Genomic DNA, 20,714 nt, shown 5'->3' with positions numbered 1-20,714 from the left:
GAGGGGGGCCCAAGCTGACGCAGGGGCGAACACGCCGCCCCGGCCTGGTGGCAGGCGGGCCTGGGGACCCTCAGCCAAGATCAGCGGTGGGTTTTGCGCCCCTTGCTGGCTTTTTTCTTGGCGGAGGCCTTTTTGACCGAGGCCTTCAGCGCCTGGATGGGCGAGCGCGTCGGCGGCTCGGGCGAGCGCGCCTGGCGCTCGGGGTTCTTGCCGCCCTTGGCCGCGGTGCCCGCCTGCCGGTCGCGGCTGGCGCCTCTGCCCGACGACTTGCCACCAGCCCCCTGGGGACCGGCGCCCGTCTTGTCGCGCGGCGCGCGCAGCAAGGGGTCCTCGCCTTCGTTGACCAGTCGGAAGTCGATCTTGCGCCCATCGAGGTCAACCCGGCTGACCTGCACCCGCACCCGCGAACCAATCGCATAGCGGATGCCAGTGCGCTCACCGCGCAGCTCTTGCCGGGACTCGTCGAACTTGAAGTACTCGCCCCCGAGCTCGGTGATGTGCACCAGGCCTTCGACATACATCGCATCCAAGGTGACAAAGAGGCCGAAGCTGGTGACCGAGGACACCACCCCGCCGAACTCCTCACCCAGGTGTTCGCGCATGTACTTGCACTTGAGCCAGGCTTCGACGTCCCGGCTGGCCTCGTCGGCGCGGCGTTCATTGGCGCTGCAGTGCAGGCCTGCCGCCTCCCAGGCCTGGGTTTCGGCCGAGGCCTTGCGCGGCTTCTCGGTCGGCTCCTTGACGCGCGAGGCCAGGCGGCGCGCCAGCTTGGTGTGCGCCTCGCCCGGGGTCGGCAGGGCCGGCAGCTGGTAGCGCGACTGCCCCAGGATGGCCTTGATCACGCGGTGCACCAGCAGGTCGGGGTAGCGCCGGATCGGGCTGGTGAAGTGGGTGTACGCCTCGAACGCCAAGCCAAAGTGGCCGCTGTTGATGGGCGTGTAGATGGCCTGCTGCATCGAGCGCAGCAGCATGGTGTGGATCTGCTGTGAATCAGGGCGCTCTTTGGTGGCCTCGGCAATCGCCTGGAACTCGCCCGGTGTGGGCTCGTCGCTGATCGACAAGCCCACGCCCATGGCCTTGAGGTAGTTGGCCAGCAGCTCCCGCTTCTCCGGGGTCGGGCCTTCGTGCACCCGGAACAGGCCCGGGTGCTTGCCCTGGGCGATGAAATCAGCACTGCAGACGTTGGCGGCCAGCATGGCCTCTTCAATCAGGCGGTGCGCGTCGTTGCGGGTGCGCGGCACGATCTTCTCAATGCGGCCACTGTCGTCGCAAACGATTTGGGTCTCGGTGGTCTCGAAGTCCACCGCGCCCCGGGTGTGGCGCGCGGCCAGCAGGGCACGGTACACATCGTGCAAGTCCAGCAGGTGCGGCACCAGGTCTTTGCGGCGCGTGGCCTCGGGGCCCCGCGTGTTGGCCAGGATGGCCGCCACCTCGGTGTACGTGAAACGCGCATGGCTCCACATCACCGCCGGGTAGAACTGGTAGGCATGGATCTCACCCTTGGCGTTGATCATCATGTCGCAGACCATGCACAGGCGCTCGACCTCGGGGTTCAGCGAGCACAGGCCGTTGGACAGTTTCTCTGGCAGCATGGGTATCACGCGGCGCGGGAAATAGACACTGGTGGCGCGGTCGTAGGCATCGATGTCAATGCCCGAACCGGTCTGCACATAGTGGCTCACGTCGGCAATCGCGACCAGCAAGCGCCAGCCCTTGCCGCGGCCCACCCGGGCCGGTTCGCAATACACCGCGTCGTCAAAGTCACGCGCGTCTTCGCCGTCGATGGTCACCAGCGGGATGTCGGTCAGGTCGACACGGGCGCGCTTGTCGGTGGGGCGCACCTTGTCAGGCAGCGCCTTGGCCTCGCCGAGGCAGGCTTCAGAGAACTCATGCGGCACCCCGTACTTGCGCACCGCGATCTCGATTTCCATGCCGGGGTCATCGACCTCGCCCAACACTTCAATCACCCGGCCCACCGGCTGACCAAACAGGGCGGGCGGCTCGGTCAACTCGACCACCACCACCTGACCGGTCTTGGCCGTGCCGGTGGCGCCCTTGGGGATCAGCACATCCTGACCGTAGCGCTTGTCCTCCGGGGCGACCAGCCAGACACCACTCTCTTGAAGCAAGCGACCGATGATCGGTTGCTGGGAACGTTCGATGATTTCGAGCACACGCCCCTCGGGGCGGCCGCGCCGGTCAGAGCGCACGATGCGGACTTTGACCCGGTCTTTGTGCAACACCGCCCGCATTTCGTTGGGGGGCAAATAGACGTCTGGATCCCCACTGTCACGGACCACAAAGCCATGGCCATCCCGGTGGCCTTGGATGATTCCTTCAAATTCTTCTAACAAATTGCTCGGCGACTTGCTTTGGCTTAAATTTTTGATATACAATCTAATTCTTCCTGAGATGCCCAGGTGGCGGAATTGGTAGACGCACTAGTTTCAGGTACTAGCGAGTAACATCGTGGAGGTTCGAGTCCTCTCCTGGGCACCAAGTTTAATGAAAACGGATTACACAATCCGGTTTCAGGACAACTAAATTTTAGGAAGTTGATAGGTTACAAGACTGCCCAGGTGGCGGAATTGGTAGACGCACTAGTTTCAGGTACTAGCGAGTAACATCGTGGAGGTTCGAGTCCTCTCCTGGGCACCAGTCTGTAATCGTTCACACGCAAACAAGCCGCTGTTTCAGCGGCTTTTTTGTTTTCTGCCCCCACTTCACCGCCCAGCGGCACCCCAAGTGCCCCGCGGCCAACCGCCCCACCGCAACGCCCTCGCCGCCGCCCCAGATCGCGCGCCGTGCCAGTGCGTCGCCAACATCCCCAGCCCTGGCTTTCGGACCACTGCGCCGGGCACACGGCCAGCGAATCCGAGCCACAAAAAAACCCTGGGAAGCAATCGCGCCCCAGGGTTCTTCAGTTTCAAAAGCGGTGGCAAACCCGTCGGATCAGCCCCTGCCCACAGCGGATCGGTGGCTCAGATCGGCGCAGCCACCAGGTCATGCCCCTCGGTGGCCACGATGCGCGCCCGGGTGAACTCGCCCACCTTGAGGGTCTTGCTGATTTTCTCCGGCGGCAACAGGCGCACCACGCCGTCGATCTCAGGCGCATCGGCATAGCTGCGGCCCACCCCGCCCTTGCGACCCAGGGCCGGGGCCGAATCCACCAGCACCTGCATGGTGGCGCCGACGCGGCGCTGCAGGCGTTGGGTCGACACCTCTTCGGCCACGGCCATGAAACGGGCCCGGCGCTCTTCACGCACTTCGGCCGGCAGCATGCCTTCGAGTTCGTTGGCCGCGGCGCCTTCGACCGGGCTGTAGGCAAAGCAGCCCGCGCGGTCAATTTGGGCCTCGCGAACAAAGTTCAGCAGGTGCTCGAATTCTTCTTCGGTCTCACCGGGGAAGCCTGCAATGAAGGTGCTGCGGATCACCAGTTCGGGGCAGATCTCGCGCCAGCGCTGGATGCGCTCGAGGTTCTTTTCGCCACTCGCGGGTCGCTTCATGCGGCGCAGCACATCGGGGTGGCTGTGCTGGAACGGCACGTCGAGGTAGGGCAGCACCCGACCCGAAGCCATCAGCGGCAGGATCTCGTCCACGCTGGGGTAGGGGTAGACATAGTGCAGGCGCACCCAGGCGCCGTGCGGCTCGGCCAGTTCGCTGAGGGCCTGGACCAGCTCAAGCATGCGTGTCTTGACCGGCTTGCCATCCCAGAAGCCGGTGCGGTACTTGACGTCCACACCATAGGCCGAGGTGTCTTGGCTGATCACCAGCAGTTCTTTGACGCCGCCATCAAACAAGGCCTTCGCCTCTTTGAGCACGTCGCCGATGGGTCGCGACACCAGATCACCCCGCATGGACGGGATGATGCAGAAGGTGCAGCGGTGGTTGCAGCCTTCGCTGATCTTCAGGTACGCGTAGTGGCGCGGCGTGAGCTTGATGCCGGCCTCGCCAAAGGCGTTGGGCACCAGGTCAATGAACGGATCATGGGGTTTGGGCAGGTGCTTGTGCACCGAGTCCATCACCTCCTGGGTGGCGTGCGGGCCCGTCACGGCGAGCACGCTGGGGTGCATCTGAAGCACCAGGTTCTCGCCATCCTGACCTTGCTTGGCGCCCAGGCAACCGGTGACGATCACCTTGCCGTTTTCGGCCAGCGCCTCGCCGATGGTGTCCAGGCTTTCCTTCACCGCGTCGTCGATGAAACCACAGGTGTTGACGATGACCAGGTCCGCGCCTTCAAAGGTTTTGGACGTTTGATAGCCCTCCGCGCTGAGCTGCGTGAGGATCAATTCGGAGTCGGTGAGGGCTTTCGGGCAACCCAGGCTGGCAAAGGCCACCTTGGGGATTTTGACGGCCATCGGCGCCGCGGCTGCATCGTAAGTATCTGATTTCATTTGAATTTGGCAGTGCGACCTGGCAACTGTGCTGGGCAGCGATTCTACGACAGCCGCCCCCAAGCGGCGCCTGCGCCCCGGCCCCCACGCTGGCCAGCGCCACACCACACCGACGGGTCACCGGCGCTTTTGAACGCATTGGCCAGCTTGCCCCAGCCCCCCGCCAGTCGCCCCAGTGTTCTCCCTGATATTGATCAAACAGATTTAGAGGATCTGAACAATCCATTTCCGTGATGTGAGTCAAGTCCGTAAATTCCGGCGCTTGGCCCGTCTGGCAACCGCCTGAACGAGCCAACCGACCCACAACAACGGAGACAAGCATGACCCCACGGTGCCTTTGCGCGGCAGCGCGCCTGCTCACACCTGAAGATCCACGCGTGCTGACCCTGCTGATGGCCGCTTGCCTGGCAACGCCGTCCGCCCACGCCATCGAACTCGACACCGGCAACCCCGATTGGAAGCTGAGCTGGGACAACACCCTCAAGTACAGCCTGACCCACCGATTGCATGCGCCTTCTGCGGGCCTGTCGGCCAATGCCCCGGTGACCGTCAACCAGGACGATGGCAACAACAACTTTGGCCAAGGCCTGGCCTCCAACCGGCTGGACCTGCTGTCCGAACTGGACCTGGCGGGGCCACGCTTCGGTGGCCGCCTCAGCGCTGCGGCCTGGAACGACAGCGTCTACCTGCGCGGCACCGGCAACAACACCTTCACGGCCAACCACCAGCCGCGCGGCGAATTCACCCCGGCCGCGCGCGAGCTGATGGGCCGCCATGCGGAGGTGCTGGACGCTTTTGTCTACGCCAGAACCGACCTGGCCGGGCGACCGCTGACCATGCGCCTGGGCCGCCACACCCTCTTGTGGGGCGAGAGCCTGTTCTTTGGCGCCAACGGCATCGCGGGCGGCCAGGCGCCACTGGATCTGATCAAGCTGCAGTCGGTACCGAACGCCACCTTCAAAGAGATCGCGCGGCCGACCGGCAAGCTCTCGGCCCAGTGGCAATGGTCGACCGACGTCTCGCTGGGCGGCTACCTGGGCTATGAATGGGAGAAGACCCGCATGATGCCGGTGGGGGCCTTCCTGTCGACCAGCGACGCGCTGGGCCCGGGCGCGGAACGCATCATGACCAGCCCGAGCACGGCGTTTGCCGCCCGCCCGGACCTGGGCGCCCGGAACACTGGGCAGGGCGGTCTGCAACTGCGCTGGCGCGCGCCCGCCATCGACACGGATTTCGGCCTGTACGCGATCCGATTCCATGCGACGTCGGCCTCCAACATCTACAACACGCTGAGCGGCTTCCCGCCCGCGCTGACCCCCAGCAGCTACCGCTGGGCCTACCACGAAGGCATCCGCGCCTATGGCGCCAGCTTCGCCAAGGCGGTTGGCGACTGGAGCTTGGCCGGTGAAATGTCTTACCGCCAGAACGCCCCGCTGTCGAGCTCGGGCCAGACTGTGCTGCCCAGCATTGGCCTGAACACGGGGCTGAACAACAACAGCCGCCCAGGCTATGCGGTGGGCGAAACCGCGCACGCCCAGTTCTCGTGGCTGGCCTCGCTGGGGCCGTCGTTCATCGCCAATGAGGCCAGCTTTGTGGGCGAGATCGCCTGGAACACCCGCCTCAAGGTCACCCGCAACGAGACCATGCTGAACCCGAACGCCGACAAATCGGCCTGGGCCGTGCGCATGGTGTTCGCCCCCTCCTACCGCCAGGTGGTGCCCGGTCTGGACCTGACGCCGTCGATTGGCGTGGGTTACACCGATGGCCGCTCCTCGGCCGTGGGCCCGGCCTTCGGCCCGAACCGCGGTGGCGACCTGAGCCTGGGCCTGGCCGGTGTCTACCTGGGACGCTGGAACGTGGCACTGACCTACCAGCACTTCTACGGCAAGGAAGGCACCACGCTGGACATCAACAACAACACCCAGTTCCTGCAAGCCCTGAAGGACCGCGACTACCTGACGCTGTCGCTGCGCACCACTTTCTGATTTGAGGAGACAAGCCATGAACACCACCCCACAGCACCTGCTGGGCGCGGGCCTCTGCGCCCTGGCCCTGTGCCTGCCCGCCCACGCCGAGGTCAGCGCCACCGAGGCGGCCCGACTGAAAAGCGAACTCACGCCATTGGGTGCCGAGCGCGCCGGCAACAAGGACGGCAGCATCCCGGCCTGGACCGGCGGCTACACCACGCCGCTGCCGGGTTTCAAAAATGGGGGCCGCCGCGGTGACCCGTTCGCCAGTGAAAAGCCGCTCTACAGCATCACCGCCGCCAACCTGGCCCAGCACGCGGCCAAACTGACCGAGGGCACACAGGCCCTGCTCAAAAAGTACCCGCAGACCTACCGCGTCGATGTCTACAAGACCCACCGCACCGCTGCAGCGCCGCAGTGGGTCTACGACAACACGCTGAAAAACGCCACCAGCGCCACGCTCGACGGTGAAGTGGTCAAGGGGGCTTATGGCGGCATCCCGTTCCCCATCCCCAAGAACGGCAAAGAGGTCATGGCCAACCACGAGCTGCACTGGCGCGGCGAAGCCTGGCAGACCGACTTCCGCGGCTACCTGGGCACGGCCAGCGGCCAGAAAGTGCTGTCGGTGCAGGGCATCGGCGACTTCCAGATGCCCTACTACGCCCCAGGCCAGGCCGACGCCTTCAATGGGGAATACTGGCTGATCCGGCTGTTGAACAGCGGTCCGCCGGTGCGCGCGGGTGAAGCGCTGGTGGGTCGTCAGCACCTGGACCAGGACAAGTCGGGGGCCTGGGTCTACCTGACCGGACAGCGCCGGGTGCGCAAGCTGCCCAACGCCTGCTGCGACACCCCCACGCCCGCGACCAGCGGCGTGGCCAGCTTCGACGAAGTGGACGTCTTTGGCGGTCGGGCCGACCGCTTTGACTGGCAGATTGTGGGCAAGCAGGAGATGCTGATCCCCTACAACAGCAACCGCCTGCACACGCCCACCAAGGACAGCGATGTGCTGATGGACAACCACCTCAACCCCGACCATGTGCGCTGGGAGCTGCACCGGGTCTGGGTCATCGAGGCCAAGCTCAAGCCGGGCCAGCGCCACCAGGCCCCGCGGGGCCGCTACTACGTGGACGAAGACACCTGGGTCGCCGTGCTGGCCGACCGCTGGGACGCCAAGGGCCAGTTGTGGAAGACCGTCTGGTCACACCCGGTGGTGATGCCCGATCTGCCGGCCACCACGCCGCAACAGCAATGGGGCTTCAACGACCTGATCTCTGGCGCCTGGTACGCCAGCGGTGTGGTGAACGAACGCCCACAGCACTACAAGATCATGCCGCGCCGCGCGGAAAGCCACTTCACCCCCGACGCTTTGGCCGCCGAGGGTCTGCGCTGAGAACCTCCCGATGAAGTCTGCAACTTTCTTAGCCGCGGCGTTGGCGCTCGCGGCGGGCGGAGCGCACCCTGCGGCCGGTGCTGCCGCGGCCAACGACGCCCTGACCCGCCCGGCCCTGACCGTCCGCGACCCGGCCCGCAACGTGCTGTTGTCGGTGGCCTGGGCGGGCCAGCGCCTGGTGGCAGTGGGTGAGCGGGGCCTGATCACGCTGAGCGACGACCAAGGCCAGACCTGGCAGCAGGTGCGCAGCCCGGTCAGCGTGACCCTGACCATGGTGCGCTTTGCCGATGACCGCCAAGGCGTGGCGGTGGGACATGGCGGCACCGTGCTGACCACCCAGGACGGGGGGCAGCGCTGGACCCTTCGACTCGATGGCCGTCAACTGGCCGAGATCGCGCGCCAGTCGGCGAGCACGCCGGACGCGGTGGCCGAGGCCGAGCGCCTGCTGGCCGACGGGCCGGACAAGCCCTTCCTCGATGTGGTGATGTGGGACGCGCGCCGCCTGTTGGCGGTGGGCGCCTACGGCCTGGCGTTCCACACCCGGGACGGCGGCCAGACCTGGGAGCCCTGGATGAAGCGCCTGCCGAACCCGCGCGGCATGCACTGGTACACCGTGCGGCGCAGCGGCAACGCGGTGCTGCTCGCGGGCGAGCAAGGCGTGCTGGCACGCTCCAGTGACGACGGCGCCAGCTTCCAGGCCCTGCCCTCGCCCTACAAAGGCAGCTGGTTCACGGCCGAGATCGGCCCCGGCGGCAGCCTGCTGCTGGCGGGCCTGCGCGGCCATGTCTGGCGCAGTGCCGAGGGGCAGCAGTGGTCGGCGGTGAGCCTGCCCGGTGCCACCAGCATCCTGGCCTCCACCACCGACGCCCAAGGCAGCACCTGGCTGGCCAGTCAGTCAGGCAGCCTGTTTCGCCTGCAGGGCGAGGTCGCGCAAGCGGTGCCCGCCCGGGCGCAGCCCATGCCTGCGGGCCTGCTGGCGCACCGCGACGGCCGCCTGACGGTGGTCGGCGTGGCGGGGGCGCAGCAAATCAACCCAGCCACACCCACCGGAGGTCGACCATGAGCGCCATCCCCGTCCACGGGGGCGTGCGCAGCGACAGCGCCGCCTTTGATCCCCAATCTGGCGCCTGGGTCGAGCGCCTGCTGTTCAACCGCCGGGGTCTGGTGGTGCTGCTGTGCACCCTGGTCACCGTGCTGTTGGGCTGGCAAGCCACCCGGCTCGAACTCAACGCGAGCTTCGAGAAGACCATCCCTGGCAGCCACCCGTACATCCAGAACTACCTGCGTTACCAACACGAGCTCAGCGGCCTGGGCAACGCGGTGCGCATTGTGGTGGCGCAGCCGCAGGGCAGCCTCTACGATGCCCGCTACCTGGAGACCTTGCAGCGCCTGTCGGACGAGGTGTTCTTGCTGCCCGGTGTGGACCGGGCCCGCATGAAGTCCCTGTGGACGCCCAGCACACGCTGGATCGGCGTGACCGAAGACGGGCTGGAGGGCGGTCCCGTGATCCCCGACGGCTACGACGGCTCGCCCGCCAAGCTGCAGCAACTGGCCGCCAACGTCGCCCGCTCCGGCGAGGTCGGACAGCTGGTGGCACACGACGCAGGCTCGTCGATGATCTTCGTGCCCCTGCTGTCGCAAGGCGCGGATGGCCAGCCGATCCACTACGCCGCGCTGGCCACCCAATTGGAGGCGCTGCGCGAACGCTACCAAGCCCAGGGCGTGCAGCTGCACATCACGGGTTTCGCGAAGATCGTGGGCGACCTGATCGGGGGCGTGCGCGCGGTGCTGGGCTTCTTTGCGCTGGCCGTCGCCATCGCCGCGGCCATGGTGTTCGGCTACACCCGCTGCCTGCGCTCGACGGCGCTGGTGGTGCTGGCGTCGCTGGTCGCCGTGGTCTGGCAGTTGGGCCTGCTGCCGCTGATGGGGCAGGCGCTGGACCCCTACTCCATCCTGGTGCCGTTCCTGGTGTTTGCGATTGGCATGAGCCATGGTGCGCAGAAGATGAACGGGATCATGCAGGACGTGGGCCGCGGAATGCACCGCCTGGTGGCCGCCCGCATGACCTTCCGGCGGCTGTTCCTGGCGGGCCTGACCGCCCTGCTGGCCGATGCAGTGGGCTTTGCCGTGCTGCTGGTAATCGACATCCAGGTGATCCGCGAGCTGGCCCTGGCCGCGTCCATCGGGGTGGCCGCGCTGATCTTCACCAACCTGATCCTGCTGCCCGTGCTGCTGTCCTATGTCGGGGTCAGCCCGCAGGCCGCGGCCCGCAGCCTGCGCGCCGAACAGGCGGCCGACGAGGGTGCAGCCCGCCACCCGCTGTGGGCCTGGCTGGACCACTTCACGACCCGCCGCTGGGCCAGCGTGGCGGTGCTGGTGGCGGTGGTGCTGGGCTTGGGCGGCTACGCCGTGAGCCGCCAGTTGCAGATCGGCGACCTCGACCCCGGGGCGCCCGAGCTGCGCGCCGACAGCCGCTACAACCGCGATGTGGCCTTTGTGAACCAGCACTACGGCGCCAGCAGCGATGTGCTCGCGGTGATGGTGCGCACCCCCGAGGGCCAGTGCTCGAACCTCGAAACGCTGAGCCTGGTCGATGCGCTGGAATGGCAGCTGCGTCAATTGCCCGGTGTGGAGAGCAGCAACACACTCGCCTTGCTGAACCGCCGCATGCTCGCCGGCCTCAACGAGGGCAACCCGCGCTGGTACGAGTTCCTGCCCAACCAGGACATGCTCAACACCGTCACCGCCAGCGCCCCGCGCGGCCTCTACAACGACGCCTGCTCGTTGTTGACCGTCTACGTGTACCTGCAAGACCACAAGGCCGACACGCTGGCCCGGGTGGTCGAGCACGTCGAGGCGTTCGCCCAGACCCACAACAACGAGCGCACCCAGTTCCTGCTGGCAGCGGGGTCGGCCGGCATCGAGGCCGCCACCAACATCGTGGTCAAGCAGGCCTGGGGCCTGATGCTGGTGCTGGTCTATGGCGCCGTGACGCTGCTGTGCTTCATCACCTTCCGCAGTTGGCGCGCCGTGCTGGTGGCCATGTTGCCGCTGGTGCTGACCTCGATGCTGGCCGAGGCCCTGATGGTGGCGCTGGGCATGGGCGTCAAGGTGGCCACGCTGCCGGTGATTGCCCTGGGCGTCGGCATTGGCGTGGACTACGCGCTCTACATCCTGTCGGTCACGCTGGCCCAGCTGCGCGAGGGCAAGAGCCTGTCCGAGGCCTACCACCGGGCCCTGCTGTTCACCGGCAAGGTGGTGATGCTGACCGGCGTGACCCTGGCCATCGGGGTCATCACCTGGGTCGCATCACCGATCAAGTTCCAGGCCGACATGGGCCTGCTGCTGGCCTTCATGTTCCTCTGGAACATGTTGGGAGCGCTGTTGCTGGTGCCCGCTCTGGCGCACTTCCTCCTCAAACCCCGGGCCATCGCCCCGGTGCCCGGCTCCGCGGCACCGCTGCAGGCCCGCCAGGCCTGAAACCTCCGTTTTTTCAACCTGTCCTTTCTAGACACCATGTTCAAGTACTTCCCAACCAACTACGTGTGGAACCTCTCGGTCAACCTGGCCATCGAGATGGGTGCGCGCGTCGGCGAGATCGAAATCATGTGCGCCCCGCTGCAAGAGGCCGCCAAGGCCCCCGATGCCGCGGGCACCCAGGCCTTCCGCGAAACCTGGGTGCACATGGCCGACCGCCTGTGCGAACTGGCCGCCGAAGATGAAGCCAAGGGCCGCCTGTTCTCGGCCGGCGAAAAGTACCGCCGCGCCTCTGCGTACCTGATCACGGCCGAACGACTGCAGGCCCACGACGCACCGGGCCGCCTGGACCTGTACCGCCGCGAACTGGCGCTGTTCCACAAGGGTGCCGGCCTGATGCGAGACCGCGTTCAGCGCGTGGAGATCCCCTATGCCGGCACCCACCTGTCGGCGCTCTACTTCCCCGCCGAGGGCCTGCAGCCCGGTGAGCGCGCGCCACTGCTGGTGCAGCTCAACGGCCTCGACTCGACCAAGGAAATGAAGTACCTGGTGGGCCTGTCGTGGTGGTTGTCCAAGCGCGGCGTGTCGTCGCTGATGGTGGACCAACCGGGCACCGGCGAAGCCTTGCGCCTGCAGGGCCTGACCGCACGCTACGACGCCGAGCACTGGGCCAGCTGCGTGGTCGACTGGCTCGAACAGCACCCGCAAGTCGACCCCAAGCGCATTGGCTGCGAAGGTGTCTCGCTGGGCGGCTACTACTGCCCCCGGGCCGTGGCCATGGAGCCGCGCTTTGCCTGCGGCGTGGCCTGGGGTGCCAACCACGATTGGCGCGACGTGCAAAAGCGCCGCCTGGAACGCGAGGGCGACTTCCCGGTGCCGCATTACTGGGCCCACGTCTGCTGGGTCTGGGGCGCCAAGAACGTCGAGGACTTCATGCGCATCGCCGAAGACGTGCACCTCGATGGCGTGGTGGAGAAGATCAAGGTGCCCTTCCTGGTCACCCACGGCGAGCGCGACTCGCAGATCCCGCTGAAGTGGGCCCACCGCACCTATGAACAGCTGGTCAACAGCCCCAAGCGCGAGTTGAAGATCTTCACAGACCGCGAAGGTGGCGTCCAGCACGCGAGCTTCGACAACAGCATCAACGCTGGCCACTACATCGCCGACTGGGTGGCCGCCACCCTGCGCGCGCGCACCGCTTGACATCCCCCTCCCCTGGAACCTCCCATGAAAATCACTGGACTTGAAACCCTGCTGTTCGGCGTCGAAGACCTCGAAGGCTGCGCCCAATACCTCAAAGACTATGGCCTGATCGCGGCGCGCGAAGATGGCACCGGCGGCCGTTACGAAGCCCTCGATGGCTCGGCCGTCGAGCTGGCTGCGGCCAGCGATGCCAGCCTGCCACCGGCCATGGCCAATGGCTGCCTGCTGCGCAAGACCGTGCTCGGCGTCGCCGATGCCGCCACGCTGGACGCCATCGCCACCGAACTCGGCCGCGACCGCGAAGTGCGCCGGCTGGCCGACGGCAGCCTGGAGTCGGTGGACGACGCGGGCTTCACGCTGGGCTTCCAGATCAGCCGCAAGCGCGACCTGGGCCTGCCCGGCGAGATCGCCAACGTGCCAGGCTCGCCGTTCCAGCGCCCCGTCAACCACCTCGGGGTCGACCCCGACGCTGGCCCGATCCGCCCGCGCACGCTGTCGCACATCGTGTACTTCGTGCCCGATGTGGCCAAGGCCGAGGCCTTCTATGTCGAGCGCCTGGGCTTCCGCTGTACCGACCGCTTCACCGGCGCCGGCCCCTTCCTGCAACCTGGCGGCTCCCTGGAGCACCACTCGCATTTCCTGATCGGGGCCCCGGCCTTCATGACCGGCGTGGAGCATTTCACCTTCCACTTCGGTGGCCCCAGTGAAGTGCTGCGCAACGGCCACCGCTTCATCGAAAAGGGTTACCAGGCCTTCTGGGGTCCGGGTCGCCACCTGTTCGGCTCGAACTGGTTCTGGTACTTCAACAGCCCGCTGGCCTGTCACCTCGAGATGGACGCCGACATGGACCTGCACGACAGCACCTGGACCGCGCGCGAGGTGCCGATGAGCGCCGATGCATCGCAGGCCTTCTTGCTGCGCTACCGCAACAAGTGGATTCCCGGCCCGGCCAGTTCGGCCAACGGCGACTACGCATGAGCCCCCAGGCCGGCGCACGGGCGTGGCCGCTGTGCCACGAAAGTGCCATCGCTGAGGGCGAGGTGCGCGGCTTTGACCCCGAGGGCGAAGGGCAGGACACCCTGTTCGTGCTGCGCCACCGGGGCCAGTTGCAAGGCTGGGTCAACCGCTGCCCGCACCAGGGCGTGCCCATGGCCTGGCGCCGCCACGCCCACCTCAATGCGGCCGGCACGCATGTGCAGTGCCATGCCCACGGGGCCCTGTTCGACAAGGACAGTGGCCTGTGCGTGCAAGGCCCCTGCCTGGGCCAAAGCCTGCAACGGCGACCGCTGCGCGTGGACGCGCACGGCGCCGTCTTCGCCCTGTCTGACGACGGGGCATTGGAACAACTCAAGGAACACAAGGTGGAGACATGACCGCAGTGAAAAAAGTATTGGTGGTGGGGGGTGGCTTTTCAGGCATGGCAGCAGCCATCCGGATGCGCCGCCATGGGATCGAAGTCGATCTGGTGGAGATCGACCCGCAGTGGTGCCCCATGGGCGCCGGCATCACCCTGGGCGGCGCCTCGCTGCGCGCGCTGCAGACCCTGGGGGTCTATGAGGCCGTGGCCGAACAGGGCCATGTGGTCAGCGGCGTGGAGATCTGCCTGCCCACGGGCCAAAAAGTGGCCGACCTGCCGACCCCGATCCCGGTGGGCTCCACCGTGGAAGGCGGCGGCGGCATCATGCGCCCGACCCTGGCGCGCATCCTGGCCGACGCCACCCGGCAGGCCGGTGTGTCGGTGCGCCTGGGCTGCAGTTGGTCGGCGATCAGCCAGGACAGCGAAGGTGTGGCCGTGCTCTTTGACGACGGCAGCCACGGTCGCTATGACCTGGTGGTCGGTGCCGATGGCGTGCACTCCAAACTGCGCAGCCAGTTCTTCCCCGAGGTGAAGCCGCCCGAGTACATCGGCCAGGGCGTCTGGCGCGCGGTGCTGCCGCGTCCTGACGCCATCGTGCGCCCGCGCATGTGGCTGGGCCAGCACATCAAGGTGGGGGTCAACCCGGTGTCGAGCACGCACATGTACATGTTCATCACCGAAGACCGCCCGACCAAGGAGCACATCGACCCAGCGACTTGGCCACAGGTTTTCGCCGGGCTGATGCGGGGCTTCCCCGACCCCTTGATCACCGCCCTGATCCCGCACGCCCTGACGCCCGAAGCCGCCATCGACTACCGGCCGCTGGCCAACCTGCTGGTGCCCGCCCCGTGGAACCGTGGCCGCCTGGTGCTGATTGGCGACACCGTGGCCGCCACCACGCCGCACCTGGCGTCGGGGGCCGGCATCGGCATCGAAAGCGGCATCGTGCTGGCCGATGAACTGGCCGCAGCCAGCGCGCTGCAGCCGGCCCTCGACGCCTTCCACGCCCGGCGCTGGGACCGTTGCCGCCTCGTGATCCAGAACTCCGAGCGCCTGTGCCGCATCGAGATCGAGGGCGGCGACAAGCAGGAACACGCGCAGATCATGCGCGACTCGCTGGCCGCGCTGGCACAGCCCATCTGAGCCAGGGTCCCACCATGAACACCCGCACAACCCGCGCCCCCGGTCTGGTGGCGCTGATGGTGGCGCACTGCGCCGGCATGGTCGACCTGATCGCGCTGCCGGTCTGGATCGGCACTTTGGTACAGCATTACCGGCTGGACCCGCAGCAGGCCGGCGCCCTGGCCACCAGCTTCCTGGCCGGCGCCGTGCTGGCCAGCATCACGCTGGCCACGCGCTTCCAGCGCCTGAGCCCCCGCTGGGTGGCCACGGGCGGCTACGCCGTCTCGGCCCTGTGTTTTGCCTGGCTGACCCAGCCCCTGCCCTACGGTGCGATGGTCGCATTGCACGCGCTGGGCGGCCTGAGTGCCGGCCTGTCGCTGAGCGCCACCCATGGCACCATCGCGCGCAGCCACAACCCACACCGGCGTTTTGCGCTGGTCGGCGTCGCCCTCGGGGTGTTCGCGGTGGCGTTCATGGCCGTGGTGCCCGGCTGGATTGCCATGCACGGCGGGCCGCGCCTGTTCGCGGTGTTCAGCGCCGTGATGGCCCTGGCCGCGGTGGCCTGCGCGCTGGCGTTTCCGGCACCGGAGCTGGCACGGCCCCAGGCCGGTGAGCCTGGGCACCCGACCGCCAACACGCGCATCCCCGCGCCGGTGTGGTTCGGCATCATCGGGGTCAGCGCCATGGCCCTGGTGCAGTCGATGACCTTCAGCTTCCTGGAGCTGGTCGGCCATGGCCGCGGCTACAGCGCGGCCCAGGTCACCGGCGTGCTGGTCGTGCTGGGCCTGGTCAACCTGCTGCCCGCGGGGCTGGCCGCGCTGCTGCAACAGCGCTGGCCGGCGCGCCGGGTGCTGATCGCCGGCCCGCTGCTGCAGGCCCTGCTGGCGGCCGTGATCATGGGCGCCCCGCACTTCATGGCCTACGCGCTGGCCGCGTCGGTGTTCGCGGCGGTGATGATCTTCACCCACACCTTTGCCTTTGGCCTGATGGCCCAACTCGAGCCCAGCGGCCGGGCCATGGCCGCCACCCCCGCCATGCTGATGGTGGGCGCGGCCCTGGGGCCGGTGCTGGGCGGCACGCTGGTCAAGGCCGCGGGCTACACCAGCCTGGGCGTGGCCGCGCTGCTGATCGGCGCGGTGGCGCTGGCCTGCATGTCGCGCCTGCCCACCACCCCTTCTTCCCCCCTGACCCCGGAGACCGCATGAAACCCCAACGCCGCTTCATCGACCTGTCGATCTACCTCGAGAACGACGTGCTGTCGGACCCCCCGCCCCTGGCCCCCAAGATCACTTACCAACGGCACCAGGACACCTTGCCCGAGTTCATCGCCATGATGCCGGGCACCCGGGCGGAGGACTTTCCTGACGGCGAAGCCGCCGCCGCCGAATGGGTGACGCTGACCACCCACAGCGGCACCCACCTCGATGCACCGTGGCATTTCCACTCGACCCAGGACGCCAAGAACGGCGGCGCCCGCCCCTCGATCACGATCGATCAGGTGCCCCTGGAATGGTGCTTCCAACGCGGTGTGAAGCTCGACTTCCGCCACTTCCCCGATGGCTACGTGGCCAGCGCGGCCGATGTGGCCGCCGAACTGGCCCGCATCGGCCACGAGCTGCAAGCGCTGGACATCGTGGTGGTGAACACCCGCGCCGGTGCTCGCTATGGTCAGCCCGACTACGTCAGCACCGGCTGCGGCATGGGCTACGAGGCCACCATGTACCTGCTGGAGCGTGGCGTGCGCCTGACCGGGACCGACGCCTGGAGCTGGGATGCCCCCTTCAGCTACACCGCCCAGAAAGTGGCCGAAACCGGCAACAAGGCCTTGATCTGGGAGGGCCACAAGGCGGGGCGGGACATTGGCTACTGCCACCTGGAAAAGCTGCACAACCTCGAGGCCCTGCCGCCGCATGGCTTCATGATCAGCTGCTTCCCGCACAAGATCCGCGGCGCCAGCGCCGGCTGGACCCGGGCCGTGGCCATCTTGGAAGCCTGAGGCGCGCCCGATGAAACTGTGCACCCTTTTCAACGGCAGCCCGGACGGTCAGCTGGTGCTGGTGTCCCAGACCGGCCAACAATGCCTGCGCGTCAGCAGCCTGGCCCCGACCCTGCAAAGCGCCTTAGACCACTGGACCGAGGTCGAGGCACCGCTGCGCGCGCTGGCCCAGGCACTGGATGCGGGTCACTGCCCCGAGGCCCAGCCCTTCGACATCCGCCAGGCGCTGGCCCCGCTGCCCCGTGCGTGGCAGTGGCTGGATGGTTCAGCGTTCCAGGCGCATGGCGACCTGATGGCCCAGGTCTTCCACACCGAGGGCCACGACTACACCGAGCGACCCCTGATGTACCAGGGCCTGTCCGACCGCTTCCTGCCCGCCACCGCCGACGTGGTGCTGCCCAGCGCAGCGGATGGCATCGACTTCGAGGGCGAGTTCGGGGTCATCACCGACGCGGTGCCGATGGGCACGCCGCCCGAACAAGCGCTGCGCCACATCCGCCTGGTGGTGCTGATCAACGACTGGTCGCTGCGCCGGCTGGCGCCGATCGAGATGAAGACCGGCTTTGGCTGGGTCCAGGCCAAGCCCGCCTGCAGCGTGGCGCCGATCGCGGTCACCCCCGACGAGCTCGGCGCCGCGTGGTCCCGCGGCCGCGTGCACATGCGGCTGGAGGTGGACCTCAATGGCCAGCGATTCGGTGCACCGCACGGTGCTGCGATGGCGTTTGGCTTCGACCAGCTGGTGGCCCATGCGGCTTACAGCCGCGACCTGGTGGCGGGCACGGTGATCGGGTCGGGCACGGTGTCGAACCTGAACTACCGCGAGGTGGGCTCGTCCTGCGTGGCCGAGCGGCGCGCCATCGAAATGCTGGACCAGGGGGCTGCGGTCACCCCGTACCTGCAATTTGGCGACCGCACGCGCATGGTGGCCCGCTTCGACGACGGGACCGAGGGCCCCTTCGGCGTGCTCGACCAGCAGGTCGTGGCTGCGCCCGGCGCCGCACGCCGATGAACTGGCGTCCAGCCAGCCCGGTGCTGGCCTGGGCCCGCTCAGGGGATCGGGGACGCCATGGGCGTCGCCAGCTCACTGGCCGCTTCGACCAGCAGGCTGCGCAGCCAGATCAGGCCCGGGTCGCGGCTGCGGTACTTGTGCCACTGCAGCGTCTGCTCGAATTCCATCATGGGCAGCGGCACCGGCCGGACCACCACGGGAATCGCCGGCATCACCATCTGCGCCAGCCGCGAGTGCACGGTGCCGATCAGGTCGCTGCCCACCACCATGTGGGGAATGGCCACGAAGTTGTGGCTCGACACCGCCACACGCCGGCGCATGCGGTGCTCGGCCGTGAACCAGTGCTCCAGCACCGGCAGTTCGTCGTCCGACGGCTGCATGTCGACATGCGACGCGGCCAGGTAGCGCTCCAGCGTCAACTCGCCCACGGCCAGGGGGCTGTCTTTCCAGACCACCGACACAAAGTGGTCGGCGAACAGCTTTTGCTGCGGGTGGTCGGGCGAGCAAAAGATGCCCGGGATGATCAGGAAATCGGCCTCGCCGTGCTCCAGACTGCGGTAGGGGTGGGCCGCCTGCTGCTTGAGGCGCAGGCGGATGCGGCTGCCACAACGCGCGGCCAGGGCCAGCACACGCGGGATCAGCACCTCCATCGAGTAGTCCGACACAAACAGGGTGAACTCCCGGTCCGAGGCCCGCGGGTCGAATTCCGGCTCGACCGCCACCGTGGTGTCGATGCGCAGCAGCAGGTCGCGCACCGCCTCGTGCAGCACCTCGGCCCGCGGGGTCAGCTCCAGCTTGCCCCGCACGGACACCAGCAATTCGTCATTGAAGTACTGGCGCAGGCGGGCCAGGGCATTGCTGGTGGCAGACTGGCTCAAGGCCAATCGCTCCCCGGCACGGGTGACGTTGCGCTCGGTCAGCAGCGCTTCGAGCGCCACGAGCAGGTTGAGGTCGAGCTTCTTGAAACGCATGGGATGACGGACATGGGCGGCTTATTGTGCGTGACAGATCGGGCCGCCGACGCGCCCGGGCCTCGATGCTGTCCGCCAGGTGACGCCGCGGCCCCCAGGTCCGCCAGCACGCCGACCTGCGGCGGCGCCGGTCAACCGACAGCGACACCGCGCCCCCAGGCCGGACGCCCGACTGGCTGCGGCACTGGCCGCACGGCAGGCCGCGGTGTCCCATGCTACCTGCGCCAACCCCTGGCGGGCCATCCAAAGGAGGCCACCGCCATGCGTTGTGCTTTCTGCCCCACCCGCCAGGTGACCATGGCGCCCCCAACTGATTCCCATCCAACCGCTTCGCCCCTGATCACCGCCCCGATGCTGGACACCAACCACCCCACCGCGCAGCCGCTGGAGGCGGGGCCATTGCCCGACCCACCACAGCGCTGCGATGACGCGCCCTTGAGCCGCGACCTGCCCGAGTCGGTGAACTGGCTCAAGGGTCTGCGCTGTGTGGCCGCAGTGGCCGCCCATGGCAGCAGCACCCGCGCGGCCCAGGCCATCCACCTGTCCCAACCCGCGACGACCCGCGCCGTGCTGGACCTGGAACAGCGGCTGGGCCTGGCGCTGTTCGAACGCCAGGCCCGTGGCATGCGCGTCACCCCCTGGGGGGCCCGCGTGGCGCTGCGGGCCCAGCGCTTGCACGACGCCTTGTGCCAAGGGGCGACAGAAGCCCTGCAGCTGGCAGCGGCGGGGCGCGCCCCACGCGCCGCGGCCCGTCGATCGCCACGGCCCGAGCGCTTTGCAGCGGTGGTGGCGCCGGCCTCGATTCGGGCCCTGCTGGCCCTCGCGAGCGAGGGGTCGGCGTCGCGCGCCGCCGCCCGGTTGGGGCTGAGCCAACCGGCGGTCCACCGCGCCTTGCGGGTGATGGAGGACGCTTGTGGCGCCCCGCTGTGCCGACGCACCCCGCAAGGCACCCAGCTCACCGACAGCGGCCAGGCGCTGCTGCGGCGCGTGAAGCTGGCGATGGCCGAGCTGCGGGCGCTGGCCTCAGAGCTGGCGGCCCGGCAAGGGGCCTGCCGTGGCCAGTTGGTGGTGGGCACCCTGCCCTTGTCGGTGCAGCAGGTCCTGCCGCGGGCCATTGCCCGGTTGCGCACCCAGCAACCCGGCGTCGAAGTGACCGTGGTCGATGGCACCTACGACAGCCTGACCCGGGCCCTGCAGAGTGGCGACGTCGACCTGATCGTCGGGGGTTTGCGGCCGCAGCCCCCGAGCGATCTGCGGCAAGAACCGCTGTTCGACGACGAACTGGTGGTGGTGGCCCGAACCGGCCACCCCTGCCTGGCATCGCCCCCGAGCCTGGCGGAACTGCTGCGTTGGCCGTGGGTCCTGCCCTTGCCCGGAACCCCGGCCCGGGTCGCCCTGGAGCGCGCCTTCACCGCCGCCGGGCTGCCGCCGCCCCGCGCGGCCCTGCAGTCGAACAGCGTGCCGTTCAGTCACAGCCTCGCAGCGCACAGCGACCACCTGACGCTCAGCGCCCGGCGGCAGGTGCAGGTCGAACGGGTGGCGGGGGTGCTGGGCATCGTCCCGGTTCCCCTTGGCACCCTGCAGCGCACGGTGGGCCTGCTGGTGCGCAGCGACGCGCCGGCCCCGCCAGAGCTGCAAGGCCTGATCACCGCATTGCACGCCGTGTGTGCCGACAGCCCCTTATAAGACCCGCGCATGGCCCCGCACTCGCTTGCATTGGTCGGGCCGCCCGGCCGGTGGGACACTGCGCCCATGAAATTGCATCCCCCCACCCCACACGGGGCGCCGACGGCCACGCCCCCGCAGCTCAGCACCTGGCGGGCCGCCT

15 protein-coding genes and 2 tRNA genes are annotated in these 20,714 nt (G+C 68.0%); 14 read left to right on the top strand and 3 right to left on the bottom strand.

Going from position 1 to position 20,714, the window contains the following annotated elements; genetic code table 11:
* Positions 1-80: 80 nt before the first annotated feature.
* Positions 81-2,354, bottom strand: coding sequence for a ribonuclease R (gene rnr, locus PSQ40_RS04145; protein ID WP_409338546.1), 2,274 nt, complete (start codon positions 2,352-2,354; stop codon positions 81-83).
* 60 nt (positions 2,355-2,414) lie between these two features.
* Here rnr and PSQ40_RS04140 point away from each other — a divergent pair.
* Together PSQ40_RS04140 and PSQ40_RS04135 are read left to right on the top strand one after the other, a co-directional pair.
* A tRNA-Leu gene (locus PSQ40_RS04140) sits at positions 2,415-2,499 on the top strand.
* Between the two features lie 74 nt (positions 2,500-2,573).
* Positions 2,574-2,658 (top strand) — tRNA-Leu (locus PSQ40_RS04135).
* Between the two features lie 323 nt (positions 2,659-2,981).
* Here the strand turns inward: PSQ40_RS04135 and rimO are convergent.
* Positions 2,982-4,394, bottom strand: a complete 1,413-nt coding sequence (gene rimO / locus PSQ40_RS04130) for a 30S ribosomal protein S12 methylthiotransferase RimO (protein WP_273949023.1) — start codon at positions 4,392-4,394, stop codon at positions 2,982-2,984.
* A gap of 320 nt (positions 4,395-4,714) precedes the next feature.
* Here rimO and PSQ40_RS04125 point away from each other — a divergent pair, with 320 nt between their 5' ends.
* The 11 genes from PSQ40_RS04125 to PSQ40_RS04075 are packed head-to-tail and all read left to right on the top strand — an operon-like array spanning position 4,715 to position 17,915.
* Positions 4,715-6,379 carry a DUF1302 domain-containing protein gene (locus PSQ40_RS04125; RefSeq protein WP_273949022.1) on the top strand — a complete coding sequence of 555 codons (1,665 nt, stop codon included), beginning with the start codon at positions 4,715-4,717 and terminating at the stop codon, positions 6,377-6,379.
* 16 nt (positions 6,380-6,395) lie between these two features.
* A complete protein-coding gene (locus tag PSQ40_RS04120; protein ID WP_273949021.1) occupies positions 6,396-7,751 on the top strand; it encodes a DUF1329 domain-containing protein in 1,356 nt (451 codons plus the stop codon).
* 10 nt (positions 7,752-7,761) lie between these two features.
* Complete coding sequence (locus tag PSQ40_RS04115; RefSeq protein ID WP_273949020.1) at positions 7,762-8,814, top strand: WD40/YVTN/BNR-like repeat-containing protein; 1,053 nt, start codon at positions 7,762-7,764, stop codon at positions 8,812-8,814.
* Positions 8,811-11,231 (top strand): efflux RND transporter permease subunit, encoded by a 2,421-nt coding sequence (locus PSQ40_RS04110; protein ID WP_273949019.1) that lies wholly within the window; start codon positions 8,811-8,813, stop codon positions 11,229-11,231. Before PSQ40_RS04115 ends, PSQ40_RS04110 begins: the two co-directional genes overlap by 4 nt.
* A 36-nt stretch (positions 11,232-11,267) precedes the next feature.
* The gene (locus tag PSQ40_RS04105; RefSeq protein WP_273949018.1) at positions 11,268-12,431 is read left to right on the top strand and encodes an alpha/beta hydrolase family protein; all 1,164 of its coding nucleotides are present in this window, start codon (positions 11,268-11,270) and stop codon (positions 12,429-12,431) included.
* Between the two features lie 24 nt (positions 12,432-12,455).
* The gene (locus tag PSQ40_RS04100) at positions 12,456-13,409 is read left to right on the top strand and encodes a VOC family protein (protein WP_273949017.1); all 954 of its coding nucleotides are present in this window, start codon (positions 12,456-12,458) and stop codon (positions 13,407-13,409) included.
* Entirely contained in the window at positions 13,406-13,804 is a 399-nt protein-coding gene (locus PSQ40_RS04095) for a Rieske (2Fe-2S) protein (RefSeq protein WP_273949016.1), read from the top strand. Before PSQ40_RS04100 ends, PSQ40_RS04095 begins: the two co-directional genes overlap by 4 nt.
* A complete protein-coding gene (locus tag PSQ40_RS04090; RefSeq protein ID WP_273949015.1) occupies positions 13,801-14,931 on the top strand; it encodes an FAD-dependent oxidoreductase in 1,131 nt (376 codons plus the stop codon). Before PSQ40_RS04095 ends, PSQ40_RS04090 begins: the two co-directional genes overlap by 4 nt.
* A gap of 14 nt (positions 14,932-14,945) precedes the next feature.
* Positions 14,946-16,115, top strand: a complete 1,170-nt coding sequence (locus PSQ40_RS04085) for an MFS transporter (protein ID WP_273949013.1) — start codon at positions 14,946-14,948, stop codon at positions 16,113-16,115.
* A complete protein-coding gene (locus PSQ40_RS04080) occupies positions 16,112-16,906 on the top strand; it encodes a cyclase family protein (RefSeq protein ID WP_273949012.1) in 795 nt (264 codons plus the stop codon). The genes PSQ40_RS04085 and PSQ40_RS04080 overlap by 4 nt, the downstream gene beginning before the upstream one ends.
* 10 nt (positions 16,907-16,916) lie before the next feature.
* A complete protein-coding gene (locus PSQ40_RS04075) occupies positions 16,917-17,915 on the top strand; it encodes a fumarylacetoacetate hydrolase family protein (protein WP_273949011.1) in 999 nt (332 codons plus the stop codon).
* A 38-nt stretch (positions 17,916-17,953) separates the two neighbouring features.
* Here the strand turns inward: PSQ40_RS04075 and PSQ40_RS04070 are convergent, their stop codons facing one another.
* Positions 17,954-18,886, bottom strand: coding sequence for a LysR family transcriptional regulator (locus tag PSQ40_RS04070; RefSeq protein ID WP_273949010.1), 933 nt, complete (start codon positions 18,884-18,886; stop codon positions 17,954-17,956).
* A gap of 261 nt (positions 18,887-19,147) precedes the next feature.
* Here PSQ40_RS04070 and PSQ40_RS04065 point away from each other — a divergent pair, with 261 nt between their 5' ends.
* Positions 19,148-20,572, top strand: coding sequence for a LysR substrate-binding domain-containing protein (locus PSQ40_RS04065; protein WP_273949008.1), 1,425 nt, complete (start codon positions 19,148-19,150; stop codon positions 20,570-20,572).
* Positions 20,573-20,714 lie beyond the last annotated feature (142 nt).

This window comes from Curvibacter cyanobacteriorum (genome assembly GCF_028649475.1).
GTDB classification, from domain to species: Bacteria; Pseudomonadota; Gammaproteobacteria; order Burkholderiales; family Burkholderiaceae_C; genus Curvibacter; species Curvibacter cyanobacteriorum.
The sequence above is the reverse complement of the archived record's forward strand: the minus strand, read 5'-3'. Positions and strand labels throughout refer to the sequence as shown.

Coding starts and splice junctions, on each gene's coding strand:
- PSQ40_RS04080 (WP_273949012.1), top strand. CDS start 16,112: ATGAAACCCCAACGCCGCTTCATCGACCTGTCGATCTACCTCGAGAAC.
- PSQ40_RS04125 (WP_273949022.1), top strand. CDS start 4,715: ATGACCCCACGGTGCCTTTGCGCGGCAGCGCGCCTGCTCACACCTGAA.
- PSQ40_RS04105 (WP_273949018.1), top strand. CDS start 11,268: ATGTTCAAGTACTTCCCAACCAACTACGTGTGGAACCTCTCGGTCAAC.
- PSQ40_RS04085 (WP_273949013.1), top strand. CDS start 14,946: ATGAACACCCGCACAACCCGCGCCCCCGGTCTGGTGGCGCTGATGGTG.
- PSQ40_RS04100 (WP_273949017.1), top strand. CDS start 12,456: ATGAAAATCACTGGACTTGAAACCCTGCTGTTCGGCGTCGAAGACCTC.
- PSQ40_RS04070 (WP_273949010.1), bottom strand. CDS start 18,886: ATGCGTTTCAAGAAGCTCGACCTCAACCTGCTCGTGGCGCTCGAAGCG.
- PSQ40_RS04075 (WP_273949011.1), top strand. CDS start 16,917: ATGAAACTGTGCACCCTTTTCAACGGCAGCCCGGACGGTCAGCTGGTG.
- rimO (WP_273949023.1), bottom strand. CDS start 4,394: ATGAAATCAGATACTTACGATGCAGCCGCGGCGCCGATGGCCGTCAAA.
- PSQ40_RS04095 (WP_273949016.1), top strand. CDS start 13,406: ATGAGCCCCCAGGCCGGCGCACGGGCGTGGCCGCTGTGCCACGAAAGT.
- PSQ40_RS04110 (WP_273949019.1), top strand. CDS start 8,811: ATGAGCGCCATCCCCGTCCACGGGGGCGTGCGCAGCGACAGCGCCGCC.
- PSQ40_RS04065 (WP_273949008.1), top strand. CDS start 19,148: ATGCGTTGTGCTTTCTGCCCCACCCGCCAGGTGACCATGGCGCCCCCA.
- PSQ40_RS04115 (WP_273949020.1), top strand. CDS start 7,762: ATGAAGTCTGCAACTTTCTTAGCCGCGGCGTTGGCGCTCGCGGCGGGC.
- PSQ40_RS04120 (WP_273949021.1), top strand. CDS start 6,396: ATGAACACCACCCCACAGCACCTGCTGGGCGCGGGCCTCTGCGCCCTG.
- PSQ40_RS04090 (WP_273949015.1), top strand. CDS start 13,801: ATGACCGCAGTGAAAAAAGTATTGGTGGTGGGGGGTGGCTTTTCAGGC.